General features: G+C 53.5%; 14 protein-coding genes and 4 pseudogenes. 7 read left to right on the top strand and 11 right to left on the bottom strand.

The genetic code is table 11. From position 1 onward, the window contains the following. The first annotated feature begins 3 nt into the window (after nucleotides 1–3). Nucleotides 4–852 (top strand): aminotransferase class IV, encoded by an 849-nt coding sequence (locus tag RYA97_RS19140; protein ID WP_117140274.1) that lies wholly within the window; start codon nucleotides 4–6, stop codon nucleotides 850–852. A 60-nt stretch (nucleotides 853–912) separates the two neighbouring features. Here RYA97_RS19140 and RYA97_RS19135 read toward each other — a convergent pair. Then, nucleotides 913–1,563, bottom strand: a pseudogene (locus RYA97_RS19135) (ATP-binding protein); the annotation flags it as partial. 233 nt (nucleotides 1,564–1,796) lie between these two features. Between RYA97_RS19135 and RYA97_RS19130 the strand changes: the two are divergent. The 6 genes and pseudogenes from RYA97_RS19130 (at nucleotide 1,797) to RYA97_RS19110 (ending at nucleotide 7,674) form a co-directional block, all read left to right on the top strand. Beyond that, on the top strand, nucleotides 1,797–2,369 hold the full coding sequence (locus RYA97_RS19130; protein ID WP_016981931.1) for a heteromeric transposase endonuclease subunit TnsA: 573 nt from the start codon (nucleotides 1,797–1,799) through the stop codon (nucleotides 2,367–2,369). Then, complete coding sequence (locus tag RYA97_RS19125) at nucleotides 2,366–4,288, top strand: Mu transposase C-terminal domain-containing protein (RefSeq protein ID WP_316892905.1); 1,923 nt, start codon at nucleotides 2,366–2,368, stop codon at nucleotides 4,286–4,288. The genes RYA97_RS19130 and RYA97_RS19125 overlap by 4 nt, the downstream gene beginning before the upstream one ends. Continuing rightward, nucleotides 4,285–5,172, top strand: a complete 888-nt coding sequence (locus tag RYA97_RS19120; protein ID WP_122292243.1) for a TniB family NTP-binding protein — start codon at nucleotides 4,285–4,287, stop codon at nucleotides 5,170–5,172. Before RYA97_RS19125 ends, RYA97_RS19120 begins: the two co-directional genes overlap by 4 nt. Beyond that, nucleotides 5,133–5,597: pseudogene (locus tag RYA97_RS26615) on the top strand (TniQ family protein); the annotation flags it as partial. The gene RYA97_RS19120 and the pseudogene RYA97_RS26615, both read left to right, overlap by 40 nt. Before the next feature lie 132 nt (nucleotides 5,598–5,729). Continuing rightward, the gene (locus RYA97_RS19115; RefSeq protein ID WP_316892901.1) at nucleotides 5,730–6,242 is read left to right on the top strand and encodes a hypothetical protein; all 513 of its coding nucleotides are present in this window, start codon (nucleotides 5,730–5,732) and stop codon (nucleotides 6,240–6,242) included. A 520-nt stretch (nucleotides 6,243–6,762) separates the two neighbouring features. Continuing rightward, nucleotides 6,763–7,674: a hypothetical protein gene (locus RYA97_RS19110; RefSeq protein ID WP_016981926.1), complete on the top strand. Its 912-nt coding sequence runs from the start codon at nucleotides 6,763–6,765 to the stop codon at nucleotides 7,672–7,674. 90 nt (nucleotides 7,675–7,764) lie between these two features. Here RYA97_RS19110 and RYA97_RS19105 read toward each other — a convergent pair whose 3' ends face one another. From RYA97_RS19105 to RYA97_RS19065, 10 genes and pseudogenes are all read right to left on the bottom strand, one after another. Further along, on the bottom strand, nucleotides 7,765–8,685 hold the full coding sequence (locus RYA97_RS19105; protein ID WP_316892899.1) for a hypothetical protein: 921 nt from the start codon (nucleotides 8,683–8,685) through the stop codon (nucleotides 7,765–7,767). Next, nucleotides 8,685–9,509 carry a phosphodiester glycosidase family protein gene (locus tag RYA97_RS19100; RefSeq protein ID WP_316892897.1) on the bottom strand — a complete coding sequence of 275 codons (825 nt, stop codon included), beginning with the start codon at nucleotides 9,507–9,509 and terminating at the stop codon, nucleotides 8,685–8,687. The genes RYA97_RS19105 and RYA97_RS19100 overlap by 1 nt, the downstream gene beginning before the upstream one ends. Before the next feature lie 119 nt (nucleotides 9,510–9,628). After that, nucleotides 9,629–9,709: pseudogene (locus RYA97_RS19095) on the bottom strand (GNAT family N-acetyltransferase); the annotation flags it as partial. 306 nt (nucleotides 9,710–10,015) lie between these two features. Then, entirely contained in the window at nucleotides 10,016–10,732 is a 717-nt protein-coding gene (locus RYA97_RS26610; protein ID WP_370445645.1) for a methyl-accepting chemotaxis protein, read from the bottom strand. Between the two features lie 159 nt (nucleotides 10,733–10,891). Further along, nucleotides 10,892–11,371, bottom strand: a pseudogene (locus RYA97_RS26605) (HAMP domain-containing protein); the annotation flags it as partial. Between the two features lie 967 nt (nucleotides 11,372–12,338). Next, nucleotides 12,339–13,865, bottom strand: coding sequence for an IS66-like element ISPsy43 family transposase (locus RYA97_RS19085; RefSeq protein ID WP_122310392.1), 1,527 nt, complete (start codon nucleotides 13,863–13,865; stop codon nucleotides 12,339–12,341). Nucleotides 13,866–13,948: 83 nt separating this feature from the next. Next, nucleotides 13,949–14,284: an IS66 family insertion sequence element accessory protein TnpB gene (gene tnpB, locus RYA97_RS19080; RefSeq protein ID WP_004409766.1), complete on the bottom strand. Its 336-nt coding sequence runs from the start codon at nucleotides 14,282–14,284 to the stop codon at nucleotides 13,949–13,951. Next, nucleotides 14,281–14,613: an IS66-like element accessory protein TnpA gene (gene tnpA, locus RYA97_RS19075; protein ID WP_003317539.1), complete on the bottom strand. Its 333-nt coding sequence runs from the start codon at nucleotides 14,611–14,613 to the stop codon at nucleotides 14,281–14,283. The genes tnpB and tnpA overlap by 4 nt, the downstream gene beginning before the upstream one ends. 118 nt (nucleotides 14,614–14,731) lie before the next feature. After that, complete coding sequence (locus RYA97_RS19070) at nucleotides 14,732–16,171, bottom strand: hypothetical protein (RefSeq protein WP_057413630.1); 1,440 nt, start codon at nucleotides 16,169–16,171, stop codon at nucleotides 14,732–14,734. Continuing rightward, a complete protein-coding gene (locus RYA97_RS19065; protein ID WP_316892886.1) occupies nucleotides 16,171–21,204 on the bottom strand; it encodes an AAA domain-containing protein in 5,034 nt (1,677 codons plus the stop codon). Before RYA97_RS19065 ends, RYA97_RS19070 begins: the two co-directional genes overlap by 1 nt. Nucleotides 21,205–21,280: the final 76 nt, after the last annotated feature.

Below are 21,280 nucleotides of genomic sequence, written 5' to 3'. Positions count from 1 at the left end.
ATCATGACGACGACAATCGCGTGGCTGGACGGCCAGTACCTCGAGATAGACAAAGTATCTTTTTCACCCGTCACTCACTCGCTTTCTTATGCGTCATCAGTTTACGAGGGTATGCGCAGTTACGGCTCAAGCATTTTCAAATGCGAGGAGCACTTGCAACGTCTGCAACGGTCAGCGCAGGTATTCAAACACGAAGTGAATTACAGCAACGCCATGCTGGCGGAAGCCTGTCATGAACTACTGAGACGAAATGAACTTGTAGACGCTTACATTAAAATCGTCGTGTTCTATGACGATGTCGACGTCAGTTTTATGGGCCGAAACTGTCGCAGCAAAGTGGTAATATTTGTCCTTCCATTCGCCCCCAAATCCGCGACCACACCTTACCGGCTGACGATAGCCAATTGGCGTCGAGCCCCTGCTGCTTGTCATCCCTACCAAGCAAAAACCTCATCTACCTATGCGCTCAGTTTTTTGAGTTTTCGTGACAAGGGCGAGTGTTTCGACGACGTGCTGTTTCTTTCTACGATGGACACGGTCTGTGAGTCCAGCGGCTCGAACGTCTTTTTTGTGAAAGAAAACCTACTCATCACGCCGACCACTGACATGGCATTGGCGGGAATAACGCGCCAGGTTGTCATCGACGAGCTGTCTCAGTTACTGAACTTGCAAGTTGTGCAGCGGGATATTTCAAGCTTGGAGCTGAACCAGTTTGACGGTGCCTTTCTGTGCGGTACCGCTATGGAGATCACAGAGGTCAGTTGTATTGATGACGTCATCTACAAGAAAAATTCATGGGTCGAGTTATTGGCTACCGCGTATAAAAAAATGGTGATGAGCGCGTCGGGTTGACCCACACAGAAGCGAGTGCGCCCCTGTTGTTTATCCATGGTGGACTTACATTCTGCCGAGTCAATTATTCGAAGGCCGATATTGCAACGCCTCGGCCAGATGACTGCGGCTGATCGCGTCCACTTGCTCCAGATCCGCCAACGTCCGTGCCACTTTCAGCAGTCGATGCGCCGAACGTAATGAGAGGGTCAGACGCTCGCAGGCCGTCTCCAGCCAGCGTTCATCGACACTGGACAGCGCGCAGTGCTCGCGCAGCCCCGGCAGGTCGAGAAACGCATTGGCACAGCCCTGACGACGTTGCTGACGGTCTCTCGCCTCAGCGACCACGGCTGCGGCACTGGCAGTGTTTTCACTGGTGGTCGGGTCAGGGTTGAGGGCGGTGGCTTCGCGGGCGACGGTCAAGTGCAGATCGATCCGGTCCAGCAGCGGGCCGGACAGCTTGTTGCGATATCGCTGCACCTGCTCGGTGGAGCAACGGCAGCGCCCGGTCGGCTCACCAAGATATCCACAGGGACACGGGTTCATCGCTGCCACCAGTTGGAACCGCGCCGGAAAGCGCACGCGATCCCGCGCACGGGAAATCACGATATGCCCGGACTCCAGTGGTTCGCGTAAAACCTCCAGCACGCGGCGATCGAACTCCGGCAGTTCATCAAGAAATAAAACGCCGTGATGCGCCAACGTGATCTCGCCAGGTTGCGGACGACTGCCACTGTAGGATGACGAAATAGATGCGACAGCGGTATGCTAAAGGCAAGCAATGTCGTCGCCATTATTCGTAATAGCTGCGACGAATTTTCGAATTAGGCGCGACAATACTCATTATGATCGGAAATAGCTGCGACAGTCCTACGCCACGGCAAACCCGTGCGATCAAACCTACCAAGCGCAGCTTGTCTGGGGTTTTCCCTTTAAAGAATCAGGCCGGAATCGCGTACGAATCGTTGCTTGAAAGGGACTTCCTCTTCCGTACAGCATTTTCAGTCGAGGTGGATACCATCATTCCTCAGCCTGTAAAGATTGATTTCACCGGCAGGGATGGCCGGATTTTTCAATACACGCCAGATTTTCTTGTCTACTACCATCTCGGTAACCGGCACTATGACGACTATCCGAAACCAATGTTGGTAGAGGTCAAACCTGAAAAGGAATGGCGGCAAAACTGGCGCAGCTGGCTGCCCAAGTGGAAAGCTGCTTGGCGATATGCGCACGATCAGGGCTGGGTTTTTCACATACACGACGAAAACCGGATCCGCGATAACGTCTTCTCCAATATCGAGTTCCTTGAGCGCTACAAACGCTTCAACTTTCCGGTCGAGAACACTGATTGGGTCTTGGAAACCGTTCGCCAAATGGGCACGGTCCCTTTCCATTACCTGCTGGCCCGTCATTTTTCTGGAATCTACAAAGCCGAAGGCATCAGCCTCATCTGGCATATGGTCGCCACAAGACAGCTTGACTGTGACATCAGACAGCCTCTCAACAGCTTTCTCGAACTATGGGTGCCCGAGCGATGAGCTGGATAGAAAATAAGGAGAATGCACTCGTTCCGTATGAGCCAAATCGTGCGCGTCTAAATATCGACGTGAACTCAACGGTCAGATTCGGCGATAACGTCTACCGGATCTCACAGATTCTCGACTTCAAGACGGTCATAGGTATTGACGTCGAATCAGGTCGTGCGGCTTCGCTGGCAATTGCAGCACTCATCCCAATCGGACAGGACAAAGTTGATGGGCTGTATGCCAATTACGACGTAAGCGCTATCGCGTCTGAAGACTGGGCTATAGCGCAACGACGATTCGCTGCGATCGAGCCTCTGTTAGGGCACACGATCGTTGGTCGGAAAGAAACGGAGCAGCGTGCGAGAGAGACAGGTGTGGACGCGGCCACCCTGTATAGATGGCTCGGTAAATACAACGAGTGGGGCGAGTTGCTTGCGCTTGTGCCTCGCAAACGCGGTTGGCAGACGGGGAACTCACGCATTTCCCGCGAAGCAGACGAGCTGATCACCAAGGTTATCAAGGATTACTATCTGACCAAGCAGCGCCCGACTGTCCAGAAGGCCATTGAACAGGTCAGGGAGCTCTGCGATCAGTCCAAAATTCCACCTCCGAGCGCCACGGCCATTCGCGCCCGCATTAAAGCAGTCTCAGATCGGGACTACTTGCGAGGCAGAGGTTTTTCCGATAAGGCGCGTAACAAATACACGCCGTCCCCTGGAACCTTCCCAGGTGCCGATTACCCACTAGCTATTGTGCAGGTAGACCACACGCCCATCGACGTCATGTTAGTTGACGACGTGCATCGCCTGTCTATCGGACGACTCTGGCTTACGCTCGCTATTTGTGTGCACACGCGCATGATCACCGGATATTACTTGGCGCTGGATGCGCCCTCCGGAATTTCGGTTGCGATGTGTGTGGCCCATGCAGCCTTACCTAAAGAAGAATGGCTGACTGTTCATGGTATCGAAGGGGATTGGCCCGTGTGGGGCTTCCCGAGCGTTTTGCACACAGACAACGGCCCTGATTTTCAAGCCGAAACCCTGAAGCTCTCTTGCTCAAACTACGGAATCGAAAACCGCTTTCGCCCAGTGAAAAGACCTAAGTACGGCGGGCATATCGAACGTCTTCTTGGAAAATTCATGGACAAGATTCACGCCTTGCCAGGCACGACATTTAGTAATGTCAGCCAGCGAGAGGGTTACGATTCGGACAAGCAAGCGGTGATGAGCGTTTCAGAATTCGAAACCTGGTTGGTTCGCGAAATTCTGAAGTACAACGAGAGCTATCACTCAAAGATATTCATGAGCCCTTCGCGCAAGTGGCATATAGGGATTTTTGGTAACACTGGCGTGGATCCGCTGGTAGGTCTTCCAATGCGTCCTGCGGACCCGCTCACCGTACAACGTGACTTCTTACCCTCGTACGAGCGCACCATCCAACACTACGGTGTCGAGCTTGATGTCAGGTATTACTCTGAGGCACTAAGGCCTTGGATCAATGCCAAGGACGAGCAGACAGGAAAAACACGCAAATTCATCTTTCGCCGAGACCCTCGCGATATCAGCTTGATTTGGTTTTACGACCCTTTGCTCAAGCAATATTTCAAAGTGCCAGTCGCCAACCAAGCATTTCCGGCCGCGAGTGTCTGGGAGTACAGAGCCGCCAAGAAAAAGGCGGTCGAAGAAGGTCAAGCTCACGTAAATGAGGATTTGATCAAGCGGTACATCCTGGAAAATCGCGATCTGGTCCTGTCATCAGAGGCCAAAACCAAGAAGGCTCGTCGAGAGGCGCAACGCCACCGTGTGCATGCTAAGAAGGTTACACCTGCCCAGCCAAATCCTAAGGCAGTGGCTTCCAAGCGTGATGAAACGCCCATGCTGACGGATATGCTGGATATAGAGCTCGATAGCTTTGGGGACATATCATGATGTCGTACGAGCATATACACCCAGACTTTCGGCCTACGCTGAATCTTTCTGACAAGGACCGCATCGAGTTTCTACATGAGCCTCGCTGGATCGGTTATCCAGCAGCTCACAAAATTTTAGAGACAATGCATCACCTGCTGGAGATCCCGTCACGGCCGCGGATGCCCAATTTGCTGATAGTGGGAGATTCCAATAATGGCAAGACCACTGTCGTGCGCAGATTTATGGATCTGCACGGAAAAGGCTACGTTAACGCGGCTTCGGAGCCGGTGAAGCCGGTCATCCTAATAGAATCGCCTCCAAATTCAGACGAAAAAGGGCTCTACATTTCCATCTTGGAACAGTTCTGGGCACCGTACCGAGCTTCGGACCCAGCCCTCAAGTTACGGTATCAGATCGTTCACCTGTTCAGGTCTTGCAGCGTCAAGATGCTGATCATTGATGAGTTTCATTCCATGCTGACTGGCTCGGTAGTCAAGCAGCGCGAAATCATGAACACAATCAAGTTTCTCTGTAATACCTTGGCCATTCCAGTGGTCGGCGTGGGCACGCCAGACGCAGTGCGCGTTCTGCATACGGATCCCCAGCATGCCAGTCGCTTTGACGTGATGCCCTTACGTATTTGGGAGCCGAATGCTGATTTTCAAAGACTGCTGAAAGGATTCGAGTCGGTTCTCCCGCTGCGCGAGGCTTCTGGCCTGTCCAAGCCTCAGCTGGCTATGCTCCTGCACTCCATTTCTGGTGGAAATACAGGAGACCTTCATCGTCTGCTGATCGAGTGCACCACTGAGGCCATTAAGTCGGGTAAGGAGCACATCGATCAAGCAATCATCGAGAGCAAATCGTGGCTGCAACCTACTCGTGGCATCCGAGAGTTGATCTGACCGCACCGCTGTGGCCTTGCGCACAGCCTATCTTGGAGGATGAGCTGATGTCCTCCTGGCTGGTTCGCACGGCTCTGGCTCACGGCTGCTCCCCGCTTACGTTGACTAACAGCATCTGGCCACGCTGGAGGGCATGGTCTACAGATATGGATCGTGGACTAGGCACAATCCGCGCTGCCCAGCTAGCCCATTTGGCAGGCTGCGCGACAATGGATATCGAAGTTTGCAGCCTGGCGGCGGCCTCAAGGTTGATCACTTCAACCCGCAAGACCGGTTCAGGAACACTGCCTTGGCTTTTAGCACGGGGGTCAAGGAATCTTCGTTGTGCTGGCGGTCTACAGATTTGTCCGCAATGCTTTGGCCAGTCAATACCTTATTACCGCATTAGTGCTCGGCTGGCCTGGCACGTTGCCTGTCCCGTGCACCTCGTCCGATTGGTCGACCGGTGCCCGAACTGTTGCACCGCCTTACAGCCCCACAGACTGGTCCCCCCTGATGAGAGCTGCGCTCATTGTCATAGATGCGGCGTTGCACTGGCTGACGCGCCTGCGATCCCAATGACTCATGCTGAGTTTGGCTTTCAAATAGACGCAGATGATCATTTACGAAAATACGCCTCTGGAGAGACGCAAGTTGCACCGCAAGCCCGGTTCCATCAGGCTGTACGCGCAATTTCGTTTCTCCGGGCTGCGGCACGTCATCAATCCGTCTCAACAGAACGTGCGCTTGCATCGCTTGAAATTTCCATGACTACTCTGCCAATTTCAGGGTTATGTCTGGAAATGCTTTCTGTAGCAGATCGTGCAACGCTTTTGGGTTACGTCTGGGCGATAATGACGACCGACCAAGATCAACTGGGGGAGCTGTTCAGGGAGTGTCCGGCCTCTTGCACTGCGTTTTACTTGCAACAAAATCCTCCAGAGTTATCTGGCCGGGCGTTGCGGGCAAGCATTGGTCAGGCAAACGTCGACCCGAGGCGTGAGAAAGGTTCAGGGCAGTTACCTAACAGCAAACTGGCTGTGCAGAGAATGTGGATCAGGCTATGGAGGCGATTTTTGCGTGACAGCTGAAGAAGGAGCGGCCCCAAAGCTGGCTACTTGTGGTGGCTGCGGCAATTCGATTACCAAGGCGAAGAAAGTTCATAAGCAGCTGAAGTACTGCGAAACCTGTTACCCGCGCCTGTTCAAACGCAGCATGTGTGCCAGCTGCGGAAATTTCGCGAGACTTCCCGTTTTCGATCCGACATCGCCTTGTCAGCGTTGTGTGAGCGCCAAGCCATGTGTGCGCTGCAAGCGTACCGGAAGGCCGGTTGGTAAGCTGACGCCCTATGGTCCAGCTTGCAACTCCTGCGCTCACTACTATTCGAAGCTGGAGCCCTGCGAGATCTGTCAGGCAATGTCGACACGACTCAGCAGAACTGTGGTCGACGGCGAGCCACGCAACGGCTGTCCACGATGCGTCCGTGCTTCACAGGGCTCGTGTCAGGCGTGCAGACGCCACCGTGTTCTCATCGAGGCAGTTGACGGTCGAAAACTCTGTAAGGCGTGCAATACGCTAAAAACCGTGCCATGCACGCATTGCGGCGATTTGATGCCCGCAGGACTGGGCAAAGAATGTCTGAACTGCTTCTGGCAGAAGACATACCAGAAGCGTCTGACGATGAATACTGAGGCTTTCAACACTAACTGGATGCGCCGGTTGTTTATCCAGTTCGGCGAATGGCTGCCTTCACATGTATCCATGATGAAAGCAGCTCGATCGATCAATAGATATCTGATCTTTTTCGTCGAGATCGAAAGACAATGGTCGACGCTTCCGACATACGCGGAACTCGTGCACCACTTCACTGCAGATGGCTTGCGTCGGATGCGGATTCCTATGGCTTGGCTGCAATCCGCTGAAGGCGTAGCTGTCGATTCAAAGGTCAGAACATCAAGCTCGGAGCAGCGCCGAATAATGACAACGCTTGCGGCGTTTCCAGACGGTCTCAAGCATACTGCACTCAATGGTTACTACCGAAACCTGCTCACCCGCGTTGAGCAAGGCACGACCTCTCAACGTTCTGTTCGCATGGCTTTAACGTCGGCGGGGGAAGCGTTACTAGCTTGCGGACCTGATCGGGACGATCTCCCATCAACTCAGAGCATGCTTGCCCTGCTGAGAAAATCACCAGGAAGTACAGCGTCCCTTACCGGCTTCGTTCTTTACCTGAATAAATGCTTCAACCGAGATATCGACATTCAACTCATGAAGCAGCGGGCTCAACTTTATGCGCAGCAAAAACTTGAACAGCAAATCCTTGATCTGGTGCAAGAGGCGCAATCAGGCGTTGAGGTTGAAGAGAGGTGGATTCCTCTAGCGCTCAAGCATTTTCATAAGGTGACGCGAATGCCGCCGGGAGATCAGCTTCAGGTGAGAACCGCTGACGAGGGCGGGCTATGGATAACTTTGAATGCACGAGAATACTGGGTACCCGATCCGCGCAACCTGTCACAGGCTTAGGTGTGAGGTGCTTACACTTGAGCGGCAATCGGAGGCTTAGAAGGTGCTTTGATCGTAAGATTGGGTACCTCGGATGGCGCGGGCCTTCGGTTACTGATCCTTAGAAAACTTAGCTGTAGCATCGAAGCGGAAGGATTGTAAGGTCTTCCATTGATCATAAAAGGCAGGCTTGTCGCAGTCGGCGCCCTGTGCCCCTACGTACTTGTAGCGAGTAGTCGCCCTCTGCAGATGGTAGGCACAACCTAAGATCTCAATGTAATCCCCATCTTTGTTTTTGATCTCAAAAAAGCCTGCGACTCGCAAAATCTCTTCTTTACCCTTCCCCGGGATGTTGAACGTCACTCGAAAAGTCGCGCCGTCCTTATATCCATTGATGTCCCCAGATGGCCACCGGTAGCCCGGCAGGAAGTAGCTACCCCGAATCTGGTTATCAGCACCTTGCTTGATCAGCATCGACCCGGTTTGGCCACCAACGTCGATTCGCCAAGTCCCCGACAGCACAACACGGTTCGTGTCGCTGTGGTCGAAATGTGGATTTTCAGCAGCCTCCGGTTGAACGATATCCAGCATGAGTGCGTTCGAATTCACCTTCAAGTCGCCGGAGACGAACTGGGCATAGACCTTCACCTTAGTCGGAGAAACCTTGATTGCTTTGACCGCCGGAAGCTCAATAATCGCCATCGAGCCAACAATCTTTTCGACTTTCACCGTGCTCGGTGGGCCGACTTTGAAAAACTCGCTATCCGCGTAAATTGTGATGGTGCCTGGGGATAGGTCAGAGATGCCCGTAGAGTCCACGCGAACGGTGAGGGGCACATCCCGATACAGGTCGACAGACGCCTTTGGAGTTAAAATTTCTACGTCAGCTTTGCGCGAGAATAAAACTGTTTTGATCTCTGGCTGAAAATAGGTAGAGCCATACACCAAAGCACTGCCGATTGCGCCGAAGCTTACAAATCTGAGATTTCGAGAAATGAATCCTGAGATTTTTTGGAAAATGGAGCTGATCATCAATTCTTTCCGGCGTGGACTGAATCAAAGCGCACAGCGTTGGGGAAGTACGAAACTCCACTATCACCGAATCTCAGTTTCAATGATGGGATGGAAATCTGGGCTCCTGCCCCGCCATCCATCGCTAAAGCACGGATGACCATTACTCCTTGTTCATCGGCGATTTTTTTATAAATTTCTGCGAACTGGACGAGCGTTGCAGCTTGACCAAATCCATGAAACGCACCAACTATGAGGACGTCACCAGCTTTCGACACGCCGATTGCGACTCGATTGAACTCCGCATCACGCAGGCTCTTTGAGACATCGACAACGTTATTGATAATAATGATGGGTTTGGATTGCAAAGCCTCTGACCACGCTCCAGCCTGAGAGGCGTTTTCGGCAGCGATCACCTTTACGCTTCCTTTCGCATCCGAAACTATCACCCCGCCATGACTCCAAGGCATGAGCGATACCAACCGCTTACCCTGTGAACGCACCAATCCAATCGGCTTCTCTCTACCGGATGGCGAAAATCCGAAAAAGCTGCCACTTGCGACGACTAAAGTATTCTTGGTCATGAGCTTGCGGTACGCCATGGCAGACGTCCCCTTCGCCTTAAGTTCATGGACAGTCATGGCGGTTGCTCCAGCGAAAAGGTGGACTGCAACAACCTGGTACTCGCCGATCTGGTGGACTACCACTTCACCCGCAGTACCTAATTTGGAGACGCTTTTCTCATGCGGCGCAGTAAATTCGGCAGCGATACCTTCGGCCTGAGATAGCTGTGAGAACCCACCTACAAGAAGCAGAAGAGAGATTACGTGCGAAATCCGTTTCATTTACCGCATCTAATTGTAAATAATCCAAAGGTAAGCATATCAAATAGCCACGAAAAAATGCTACGCATATCAACCGCTTACTTTTCTTGTACTCGAACGGTGGGTTTGCAGGACGCTTACGACTCACGCAGAGCTGCGATCACTACACGGCTAATCGCTGCTGTATCTCCGCCTGTTGTGGGCCGAACCTGACATTCCATCTTGGAAACCTCAATCTTTAACGACCACAGCTTAACCCATCGCAATGTGCCTTCACCGGACGGTTACAACTCACCTTCCTGATCCCGACGCCAGAGGCGATGGTGCCCACCTTATTTGGTGGACACCTAATAGTAACCGTCCGGGCAACTCATCTAGCGTAGCTGGCTCTATTGTTTTACGAGATTGCGCAACGATGAAGCTCAGCCCTCAATGTCGATCAGGGACTGCCGGGCATCATCACCCCAGTCAGACCCGATCAAAGCACTTTCTCGTGCTATCAACAATTGAAACGCTTGAGATTCCTTTCAAGCGTTGCTGGATAACTTAAACTTGCCGACTACGCTGCGAAGTTCATTAGCGAGCAATGAAAGCTCGTCAGCCGTTACGGCGTTGTCCTCTACGCCTTCCATGACGATTAAGCTGCTGTTTCGAATGCCGATGACGTTGCGATTGATATCCTCTGAGACCGAATGTTGCTGCACCGCCGCACTTGCAATCTGAGTGTTCATGCCCACAATTCCGTCTACTGCTTCATTGATCTGGTTCAGGCTGCCAGACGCTTGGCTCGCTGCCTGAATGCATTCCCTAGCTCGGGTTTGCCCAGCTTTCATCTGTTGAACAGCGGCATCAGTAGCGCCTTGCAACTGTTGGATGATCCGTCGAATTTCTTCTGTGGAGTTTTGTGTGCGCGAGGCCAGAGTCCGCACTTCGTCAGCCACGACCGCGAAACCACGGCCTTGCTCGCCAGCTCGCGCCGCCTCGATGGCCGCGTTAAGGGCCAGCAGGTTAGTCTGATCCGCGATGGTACTGATGACCTCGATGACACCACCGATTTCTTTGCTGTGTGTCGCTAACGCTTCGACTTTGCTTGCACTGAGCTCCACTTCGTTGGCCAACGCCTCAATAGCGGCACTTGTTTCAATCATAACTTTCAAGCCGTCGTTAGACGCACTGCTTGCAGATTCAGCGGCACGTGCTGCGCCCTCGGTATTCTGGGCCACGTCGGCAACGCTCGCGGTCATTTCGTTGATGGCAGTAGCAACCTGCTCGGTTTCAGCCTGTTGTGAGTTCATTGAGGCTTTGGCTTGGCCTATGGAGATCTCTAGTCGCTTTGCCGCATCTGAGACTGAATGCGAGCTACGCTCCACCTGGCTCAGTGAGCCAGAGAAGGCCGTTACCATGCGGTTAAGTCCCTCGCCTACATCACCGATTTCATCGTGGCTGTTGATTCGGACGCGCGCGCTCAGATCGCCTTGAGCAATACGTGCCGTCACAGCTAGGAGCTCATCAACCCCAATCCGCAGAGCCTTGTAGATGCCGACGAACGCATAGAGCAGCAGTATCGCAATGGCGATAAATAGCTCAGTGCCGAAAGTACGCTCATTACTCAGTGTATTCAGACGCTCATCAATTCGAATTCGCAGCGATTCCTGGATCTGATCCTGAGCTTTGTAAAACTGAGCAACGACGGCGTTTCCACGCTCGCCCAAGGTGTTGGCATTCACGTTTGAGCGCTTGCTCGGATCAAGGTAGTCCACCAGGTCTTTACGCAGATTTTCCAGGTCGGTAATGGCTGTTGTTACAGACGGCTGAACTACACCAGATAATTTCGGCTCTTCTCGGCGAAGCAGGGAAAGGCTCTGCTGCAACTCTTGACGCATTAGCAGCTCCTGTTTCAACAAAGTCTGGGCAAAAATACGAGTGGTGTCGTCCAGAGGACGGTCAGCGCTAAAACCGCTGGCCAGACCGCGAATCTGTCCGACCAGATTTATTTGCCGAGGCAGACGTATAGAGCTTAGATCGATGAGGTACAACGAACCTGCTTCTTCGTCCAAAATCATGCCGGAAGTGGCCGTAATGTAGTAAACGAAATTCATTAGGTCGGTTAACTGGTCGTTCCACGCGGAAAAGATCACCAAAGGTGCTTCGCCTGCTTTGGCGCGTTCAACCAGCTGCACACTAGCGGTACGCAACGTCTGAACTCGGTCTGTCGTTGCCAGTTGGGTGCTAAATTTTGCGTCCTGCGCAGCAAGAGTCGCATAGGCATCGTTAAGCTTTTCAGCATTGCGTGCTGCATTGGCTACTGCGTTGGTGTCACCGCTGAGCATGCCGTGTGTCAGCGCCCTCTGAATCATGGTTAGACGCAGGATAGGGGTGACGTCCAACAAGTATTGTTGACCCACCTGTTCATGCTTGATGCCCGTGATGCTCGTGTTCAGTGAAAGCATCACCCGGGTGCCTAGCAGGAGCAGAGGAATCAGGACAATAAATCCCAAAATTGCGAATTTCATGGGGAATCGAACACGGTTGGTAACGAACAGGGCAGGCGCTAATAAATTCATCGGGTTCTCGATCACTCAAGGTCTGTGAGTGCTTTCTTAGGCGTTAAAAAGTGCCCATCTCTCATTTATGGTTATGAGGTAATGAAAGCATTCCAAGAGATCTTCCTCAAAAGCCGCTTACTCTCCTTTGTTACAGGATCGAATTGCCGCGCTTCTCTTGGTACGAAAACTATCGGCTGCACCGGGCGAAGCTGTAGGGAGGAATGCATGGATAACCAGCATAAAGGCTAAGTAGACCGGTAATGGCACCAGTTGGAGGTGCGTCCGGGCATCCCGTCTTGCGCAACTAAACCGGTCGCCACCTATGCGGTAGTAGCTCCGCAATCTCACTTGCCCGCTGCGTCGGCAGGCGCGTGAGGACGTCCTTCAAATAAGCATACGGATCATGGCCGTTGAGTCGCGCCGATTGGATCAAACTCATGATCGCCGCTGCACGTTTACCGCTGCGTAACGATCCCGCGAACAGCCAGTTCGAACGCCCAAGAGCCCACGGCCGGATTTGATTCTCGCACCAGTTATTATCGATCGGCACGGCACCGTCATCGAGATAGCGCGTCAGCGCTATCCAGCGTTTGAGACTGTAATCCAGCGCCTTGGCGATGGCCGAACCCTCAGGCACAAGCTGTCTTTGGGCGATCATCCAGGTATGAAGTGCGTCGGCGATTGGCGCTGCTTTTTCCTGCCGTATTCGCTGCCGATCACCCGGCTCCAGCTCTCGGACTTCTCGTTCAGCTTCGTACAAGGCCGCGATGTAGTTCAGCGCTTTTTCGGCGACCTGGCTCTTGTTGGTCACGTGCAAGTCGAAGAACTTCCGGCGGGCATGGGCCATGCAGCCGATCTCCGTAACGCCCAGTTCAAAGCCTGCCTTGTAGCCGGCAAAGTCATCGCAGACCAGCTTGCCGTTCCAACTGCCCAAGAAGGCTCGGGCATGTTCGCCAGCGCGGCTCGGGCTGAAGTCGTAAACGACCGCCGCCAGGTTGGAGAACTGACTGGTGGCATAGGCCCAGACGTAAGCGCGATGAGTTTTTTTCGCACCAGGCGTCAGCATTTGTACCGGCGTCTCGTCGGCGTGAACGACGTCGTGCGTCAGCACGGCTTCGCGCAGCGCATCAACCAGCGGCTGTAATTGCACGCCGCAGTTGCCCACCCACTGCGCCAAGGTCGAACGGGCGATGGGCAGCCCGGCGCGGCCGAAGATTTTCTCTTGGCGATACAGCGGCAGATGGTCGGCAAACTTGGCCACCATGATGTGGGCCAGCAGGCCTGCGGTCGGGACGCCTTTGTCGATGACGTGCGCCGGTACCGGCGCCTGGATCAGTGTTTCGCACTGTTCGCAGGCCCACTTTCCACGGATGTGGCGTTCGACTGTGAACACGCCGGGCGTGTAGTCGAGCTTTTCGCTGGCGTCTTCGCCGATGCGCTTGAGTGCGCAGCCGCACTGGCAGTGGCTGTTGTCCGGTTCGTGATGGATCAGTGTGCGAGGAAACTGCGGTGGCAGCGGTGCGCGCTTGGGTTGCTGGCGCACTTTGGCTTCGACAGGTGCCGGTTGCAGCGCCTCAAACTCGACTTCGATAGCGGCGATATCCGTATCGATCAAGTCGTCGAGCAGGCTGGCTTGATCCGGGCTCAACTGCTCGCTGCGCTTGGCAAACTTGAAGCGTTTGAGCAGCGCGATCTCGTGGGCCAGCTTCTCGTTGACCGATTTGTGATGAGTGATTTGCTTGTCCATCGTCTCGACGCGCTGGATCAACTGCGCCGCCAAGGCACGCAGTTCTTCAGGGTTTAATTGATCGAGATTCGGATGCGAAGTCATGCCGCCGATTTTGCCAGAGAGGGCTAGTGGCGGCGATAGACTGATGGGCCAATTGCGCTGGCAAGCAGGCCATGGCAGGCGAATTAGAGCACCGTGATGGCTGCTCCGGAACCGACGCGTTGCCAAGGCAAGCCGAGCACCAAGGCTTGAAGTTGCTCTGCATCCAACTCGACTTCAGAGCCGTGCCGCACGCCCGGCCAAAAAAAACGTCCTTGATTCAAGCGCCGGGCAGCAAGCCAAATCCCCAAGCCATCATGCACCAGCACTTTCATGCGATTGGCACGACGGTTGGCAAACAGATAAGCACAGTGCGGCTTCGCCGCACCGAACACCGCCACGACCCGCGCCAGCGCAGTTTCAGTGCCTGCGCGCATGTCCATGGGCTCGGTGGCAAGCCAGATGGAGTCGATGCGGATCATCGCAGCAGGTCTCGCAGGAAAGCAGAACACGCCGCTGCATTTTCTGCCGGCCAACTCACCACGACTACGCCTTTTGAATGCGGCACTTCGATTCGGATCGTGGCAGGAAGGGCCTGATGCATCGGCACCGGCGGCGATGTCTTGACCGGGATGAAGGCGGTTTGAAGTGTCAGGTTTTTCTGTGCATGCACCCGAATCCATTTATGGACGAGGTTTGCATTGAGGTTGTGGGTCAAGGCGACATTGGCAATTGAAGTGTCAGGTTGGGCGCACTCAGCAATGACCTGGGCCTTGAAGGACTTGGAATAGGAACGGCGTTCTTGTGGCATGGGCGTCCGCTTAAAAAGGCTAAAAATGGTGTCCACCTATATTTGGGTGGACACCATCGCCTCAAGCGACGGTGTCAGGAAGGTGTGTTGCCCGGACGGTTACACCTAATAACTACTTTCAGGCAGCGGGTCGTTCGAAGCTACCGAGGTAACGCTGTGTATTACCGGTGACGTACTCGCCCATCGTGCGGTTTATCAGGTTTTCAACATTAAGGATCTTGGCTGCATCCTCCGTGATGAATCCGAATGGGATAGGTACCGGAGACAACGTCGGCAAAACCAAATGGTAAATCACGACAGCGCACTTTCCGTGAATGACCATCGCCTCAAGCGGCGCCAGTTGCTCTGACTCAACAAAGCCGCACAGTAGCAACTTGGCATTACTGCAATCGCCTTTTGCGCGCTTGATCGCAGGCCAATCATCGCTGGCAGAAACTGGGATCAAAATCTTACCGTCAAAAACCGATTTCCCATCACTCCCGCCTCCCTTGCTTTTTGTTTTTGAGAGATCAAAAAATGCACTGCAAATCTGGGCATGCCTTGCCGAGCGTCCCCAGAGTTCATGTGAGGAAGGAGCCAGCCAGGAGAGGCTAATCGGGGCGGCTTGCGGTTCACTCTGAAGCGCTTTCTGATGTTTGCGCAGCACTGAAAAAACTCTATCCCAGTTTTGCTGTAGCTGAAGCGATCCAAATAGTCGCAGACCGGAAGACTCTCTAACCTGTGCAACGGCACTTGCGCTGTAATACAGTGCAGAAAGGTCTAGACCATTTGAAGACACCAAGTCGTAGGCGTCCGAATCCCCCAGAATGTCGGCAAGCTGAAGAACCTGATCGAGGTTTTCTCTACCCAGCATTCGGCTTAACTGCTCCGTACGCTGACGCATGTAGATCTCGTTTTCGCGCAGGCCTTCCTTAGCGACAAAGCGTATCTGCCGATAGTCGGCATCAATGCTTACACGCTCTTCTATCTTTTCCCACCCATCCCTCACTTTTTTAACGCCTGCGACCTTGTAGAGCTCCGGCGGGCCCTCATCCTGCTCCTGCCCGCCTAGGTGACCAGCGCGATGAATGTCGTAAATCTGAAGCATGAACGCACCTACGGCCTTTGCTCCAGACTCGGAAAGCATATCGCTTGGAGCCTGTAACTCCAGGCACCGTTTGGAGTCAGCATCTCCAAGGCTTTTTCCAAGATAAGTAAACGCCAAGAGATCAAACACGAACATCTGCTCGCGCTCTTCTTTGCGCTTCACAATCGGTGACTCATGATTACCGGCAAACAAACCACGGCCCTTATCGGTCAGCTCTATTCGTCCATCAGACCGCGTTTTAAGCTCCCCCGTTTGTAGAAACGGTGTGATCGCGAAACTGAGCTCTTGAGCCGTAAATCCGAAATAATTGGCGATTTCTGCTGGCAGCAACGCCGAAATCTTGAGTAGTCGCAGAAGAAACTCCGGTACGACTGGCAGGCCTCCTTTGTCCACAAGGGTGTACTCAATTCGGAACTGTTGCGCAGGCACTACGACGTCCAGCTCAAACAGAACAACTGGGTTAAGCTCCATCAGACAACCCTCCTGGCCGGCTTCACTGGTTTGATACAGTAGTTGGTGGTGTCCTGTTTTGTCTGGATAAAGCTGGCTACCTGACCCAATGGAAGCCTCGCGTTCCTGCCACTCCACATTCTCAAACTGCCGACGATGACCAACCGCTCCATCGCGCGTGACATCGCTACGTTGATACGATTCGGGGTCGCCAAAAAGCCAGTTGATTGATCCGCTTTGGCCCGAGTTAGGGAAACGATGATGATGTTGTTTTCTTTACCCTGATAACTGTCGACGGTCTCGATTTTTACCAATTTTCGGAACTCTTCCGACCAGTTTTTTTCGGCAAACCTCTTCCTCACCAGTTTTCGCTGATCGAGATACATGCAGATGACCCCAATTGGAGGTTCTTGCGACTCGGCCATTTCCTTAGCCATGCCCGCGCAAAATTCGGTGTCCTCCGCGATTTCTTCCAGCATCTGTATGATCGCATCCGCTTCAGCATTGTTAGACAGACTCAGCGTGCCGCTGTCGTAAGCTTTCTTGCCTAACCCGCTGGTGTCGACCCAAGTGACCACATGGGACAGGCACTCAGGAACTTTTTGTGAAAAATAGGGAGGACTTGGTCTGTAGCCGTTATTAAGGTCGATGTCATAGAAGATATCGTTAACCAGATCGCCAATCGCTGGGAGCATTCGGTACTGCGTATTGAGCGTCGCCCGAGTGGCACGCCCATACGGGGATTGGAACACTCGCTCAAAGTCGCTGCGCATGACGTGCTGGAATTCAGCAGAGCCGGTAGTAACGCCCAAGGAACGGGCAATAGCTGCCTTATGGTCTTCCTCATACGTAGGGCGTAGCTGGTTGTGGTCGCCGACCAGAAGAACCCGAGAACCCACCTGCATGGCGATCGCCAATTCACTCGGTGCCGATCGAGCAGCCTCGTCGATAATGACCCAATCGAAATGGGTCTCTGCAAGCTTGAGATGTTGCAGCCCGATACCCACGCAGGTGCCGCAAACCAATGTCCTGGACCGCATCAAGAACTCATCATAATTGGCCCTATTGCTCGACAGGCGCTCAACGTACTCCTGAGAAAGCTGGATCAGCTCAAGGCAGTGTTTGAGTTCCGGAGCCCGTACACCATGAACGGTTTGGACATGGTCATAGATACGCTCCAGCAATTTTGGGGGGGGGCTTTCCCCCTCCACCAACTCGCCAAGAAACAAGCTGGCATTCAAATTCAGCTCGCCCAATAGAGAGGACTTAAGCGTTTGTAACGCCTTTCGATCTGCGCCGTCTGCCTGTGTACGCTGAATCTCCTCGTCCAGCTTTTTCAACGACCGAACCAACTGGAACACTCCCTGATTCACATCGACCATTGTCTGGACAAAGGCTTTGCCCAACCCCAGCGACGAAGCCATGTAGCCCACGCGTTCTTTTAGTTCAGCACTAAACCCGTTTCTCTGGCGGTCTACGATATTGCGAGAATAAACGTCCAGCAGCTCTTCAGAAACAACCTGGTCACGGTTACTGAAGCGCACGACGTTAAGCTCGGTATTCAGTCGACGGCAGTGCGCGCGTATCCTTTCTGCTGCAGTATTCACCGCCTCATGAGACTGGCTGACGAGGAGGATATTTCGCACCCCGACCTTGCTGATCAGATAATGGATGAAGGCCGCGATGAACTCCGTCTTACCTGTCCCCGGAGGTCCCTGCAAAAGGCCCACTGGTCCCGTGGTAATGAGTTGGGTGAATGCTGCGCGCTGGGCTTCGTTCAGTCCGATGACCGCACCACTAGCAGTGGTGCGTTCGTACACTGCAAAGTCCGCATCGGTAGGCTCGTCAGAATACCCCCTTGGTGCCAGCTTGCATCTCTCGTCGAAATAATCCATCAAATCTGGCAGAACTGACTGCCGGTTTAGAATCCGTTCCATCGCACCACGACGACGCGCCATTGATGTCTTGTTCTGCTGGCTTTGGAGAAACAACTGGGAGCCAGCCTGTACGCGTTTCGAACGACTGGACGCAAGGACATAGACTGCAGCACGCACGCTCATACCCAGGTTGATCTCACCGATATCAATATCCTTCTCCCCGTCCCTGAGGATCAGTCGGATGTTGTCTCCCGCTTCAAACCCCTCAAGGGCCTTTGCATCAATGGGGTAGGGAATCAAGAGGCCTAAGCCATCCTTATGGAAATGTGGTTCTTCGGAAACACGGAAAGAAGGCTGGGCCTCAAGCTCAGTGGTGGTGATGGTTTTCCATATCTGGCTGACAGGAAAACTGCGCACCTTCACAGCTTCTAACTCTGCCTCATCTATGACCAGTCCGTTGTCCTCGTCTTCACCGGTAATCGAGCCCGCAACGCTTTCACCCCCCTCAATTGACGTTTGCTTACGCACTTCGGCGTCATGTACCTGCGCGGCAAGGTTTAAAAACGCCTCGTCTTTGGCCAGAAGCTTGGTTAGTTCATGAACATTGACGCTGGCACCGCCCGAAACGCTTAACCTCGCCTCGATGTGGTGATTTGCCTGACGCGCAAGATAGGGCGGAACCCGCATCTCCTGATTGGCCCTGAACGCATTTATAAACTGCTTGGATGCAGGATTGAATTCGGTCATCAATTGCCCGCCAACACCTGCAAACGTCACCTCTAAGGCTTTTGTGGGGGCTCTTTGGTCGGGCTTCACGACAACAAATACTTTCCCGTTGTCAGGCAGGATCTCAAATACCTCGCCGCTTCTGTTTCTTATGACGACAGAGACGGTTTCAACCGTTTTTGCAGGAGTGAAAGCGGCGTCCAGAGCATCCTTAAAACGCTCAAGGGAAAAAAAGCCGGATTCAGTATCCATCTCGTGCGCGACGGCCGTCCTCAGGGCGGGAATGTCCTTTGGCGACGGCACGTCCCAGTCCATGTCCAGGAGCTCAAACACCATTCTCATCACAGCAAAGTTGTCTCGCTCTGCTGGGGTGCAGTTTTCCAATATGGGGCTGTAGCGGGTGTTGACCGGTGACGCGCCTGAAACCGAGAAATCCGGACAGTCGAGCAGGTAGACCTGGGTATTTTCGGGAGCGGAACCGACATTGACTTTGACGTTGTGTGGATGCAGATCGCCGTGGCCCAATTGCTGGCCATGCAACCCGTCGATTGCCTCGATTAGCCCATGGGCGACGACGATACGGGCATCAACCGACAATCCCTTCAGCTCATCCCAGTGCTCACCCTCGATATGCTCCTGAGCCAGGAATGGGTTACCGCTGCGATCGTAACCAAAGTGTTCAATTTTTGGCAGAAAGGCGAAACCGCTACCTTTCAGCTGTTCCAGGACTCCAAAGAAAGCCATCAACATCGGCCCTTGGCCATCCTTGGGGTCCCGGGCATTGATCGACGGCCATGATTTCACGACCAGGGGGCCGGATCGATAAATCAGTTTCTCAGCCGTGTCGGCGATAGGGTCATCGTCTTCCCGGTAAGCGGAGCTCAGCCGTAAATCGGTAGAAAAAACGTCCAGCCGCCGGTTATCAAACTCAAAACTGGCAGAGTTGTCCGGCGTGGACTCGCTCAATGCCTGCTGAAATGCGCTGGCGTGATCGAATCGATCCTTTGGATCATTCCGCAACGCTTGTACAAGTACCTTGGCAGGCCAATCTTCTGACGACTCAACCTGAGCTTGAACACCTGCAACGTAGGCAACGTCGAGCTTTAGAGGCATGGGGCGGGCCTCAAGCAAATGCCACCCCATCAGCCCGAGCGCGAAGACATCACGACGAAATGGCGTACTCCCCTCCATCGCGGTGTCCTGGTCTTCAGGGAGCGCGATAGCACCGATGCTCAGCAAGGTACGCAAATCGCCGAGAGTACCGACAGGCTGGTAATAAGCGCTGATGAAGTTGGAAAGAGCGATCGATAACGATGGAGAGAACCACACACTATGGTCACCCAAATCACGGTGAGCAATGTTGAATCCGTGCAGTCCGGCAAATTGGGCCAGCAGGATTTTAAAAAGCTGGACGCGCTCAAGCGAAGTCATCCGCTCCACAAAGCGATTGATGAACTCGTTTAGGCGGTAATGCCCGTCCGGCATTTCAAGCAATTCTGCATATTGCTCGGTGACACTGTCTGGGCTGGCATTACGCTTAGGACGAGCACAACGATGCATCAACTCCTGATCGCGCAGGCGGAGGTGGACCATGACATCCCTCTCGCGCGAGAGGATTCGGTACCGTCCTTCAGCCGTTCGAGCGCGGGTGTCATCGAGCTTCGAAAAGTCCCAGAGCCGGACCATCGCATGGTCATCCTTATTATGGATATTGACCGCGTCGTACTCTCGGTAGACTTCTGTAGGGTGTGTGAACACTGCTTGAGACTGCGCACGATAGTCATCTACAACAAGCTCTTTGGGCTTTACCGTGCCTTCATTGATGATGTCATCGAAGAAGCCGAAATGCTCATTCAAGCCGATATTCGAGCGCGCGTTGAATCGGTCTTTAAACCGCTTAGGGTCGGCCATTTCCAGAAAGTCGTCCAGCAGCATGACATGCTGCATCTCGACCTCAGGAAGATTCAGGGTGCATTTGCCGGTGAGCACGATGCAGAAGTCGACCCAGGGCTCTTTCCCATTAGGCAACTGAGACTTTAGGCCCTTGATTCGTTTCCTCAGCTCAAAGGTTTTCCGACGGGTTTTGTCTACCGGCGAGACTTCTGTTTCCTTCCCGTCTTGATGCCATTTACCTCCGTGGTTCGTGATCTCGCCGCGCCAGTGCTTAAGCTCTACAACAAGAACGAGGCTATGGGTAACGATGACAAGATCGAACTCCCCATCTGAGCCCCGCGAGTTCGCAAAACGAAAGCCGGCATAGCCGCGCCAAGGCCATACGCCATTGCCTGCCTCAGGTTTCTTCAATTGTTTCAGAACGTCAAACGACTTCCCTTTCGTGGAGCCTGGCCCAGGTTCCGAAGGAAGCTCTTTAGGCCCGAATGCTTTGGCCATCTTGTCGATAGCGTCGATCTCAAAAGAAAGGAGACCTCCTTCCCAATAGCTTACGTCCATGCAATCCCCGCGACACTAAACAATGGAGTCAATCTGCCATAAGCTAAGGGAAATGGTGGCGTATTGAAATGCAATA

The organism is Pseudomonas syringae group sp. 26L6 (assembly GCF_032587815.1).
Lineage (GTDB): Bacteria > Pseudomonadota > Gammaproteobacteria > Pseudomonadales > Pseudomonadaceae > Aquipseudomonas > Aquipseudomonas amygdali.
The sequence above is the reverse complement of the archived record's forward strand: the minus strand, read 5'-3'. Positions and strand labels throughout refer to the sequence as shown.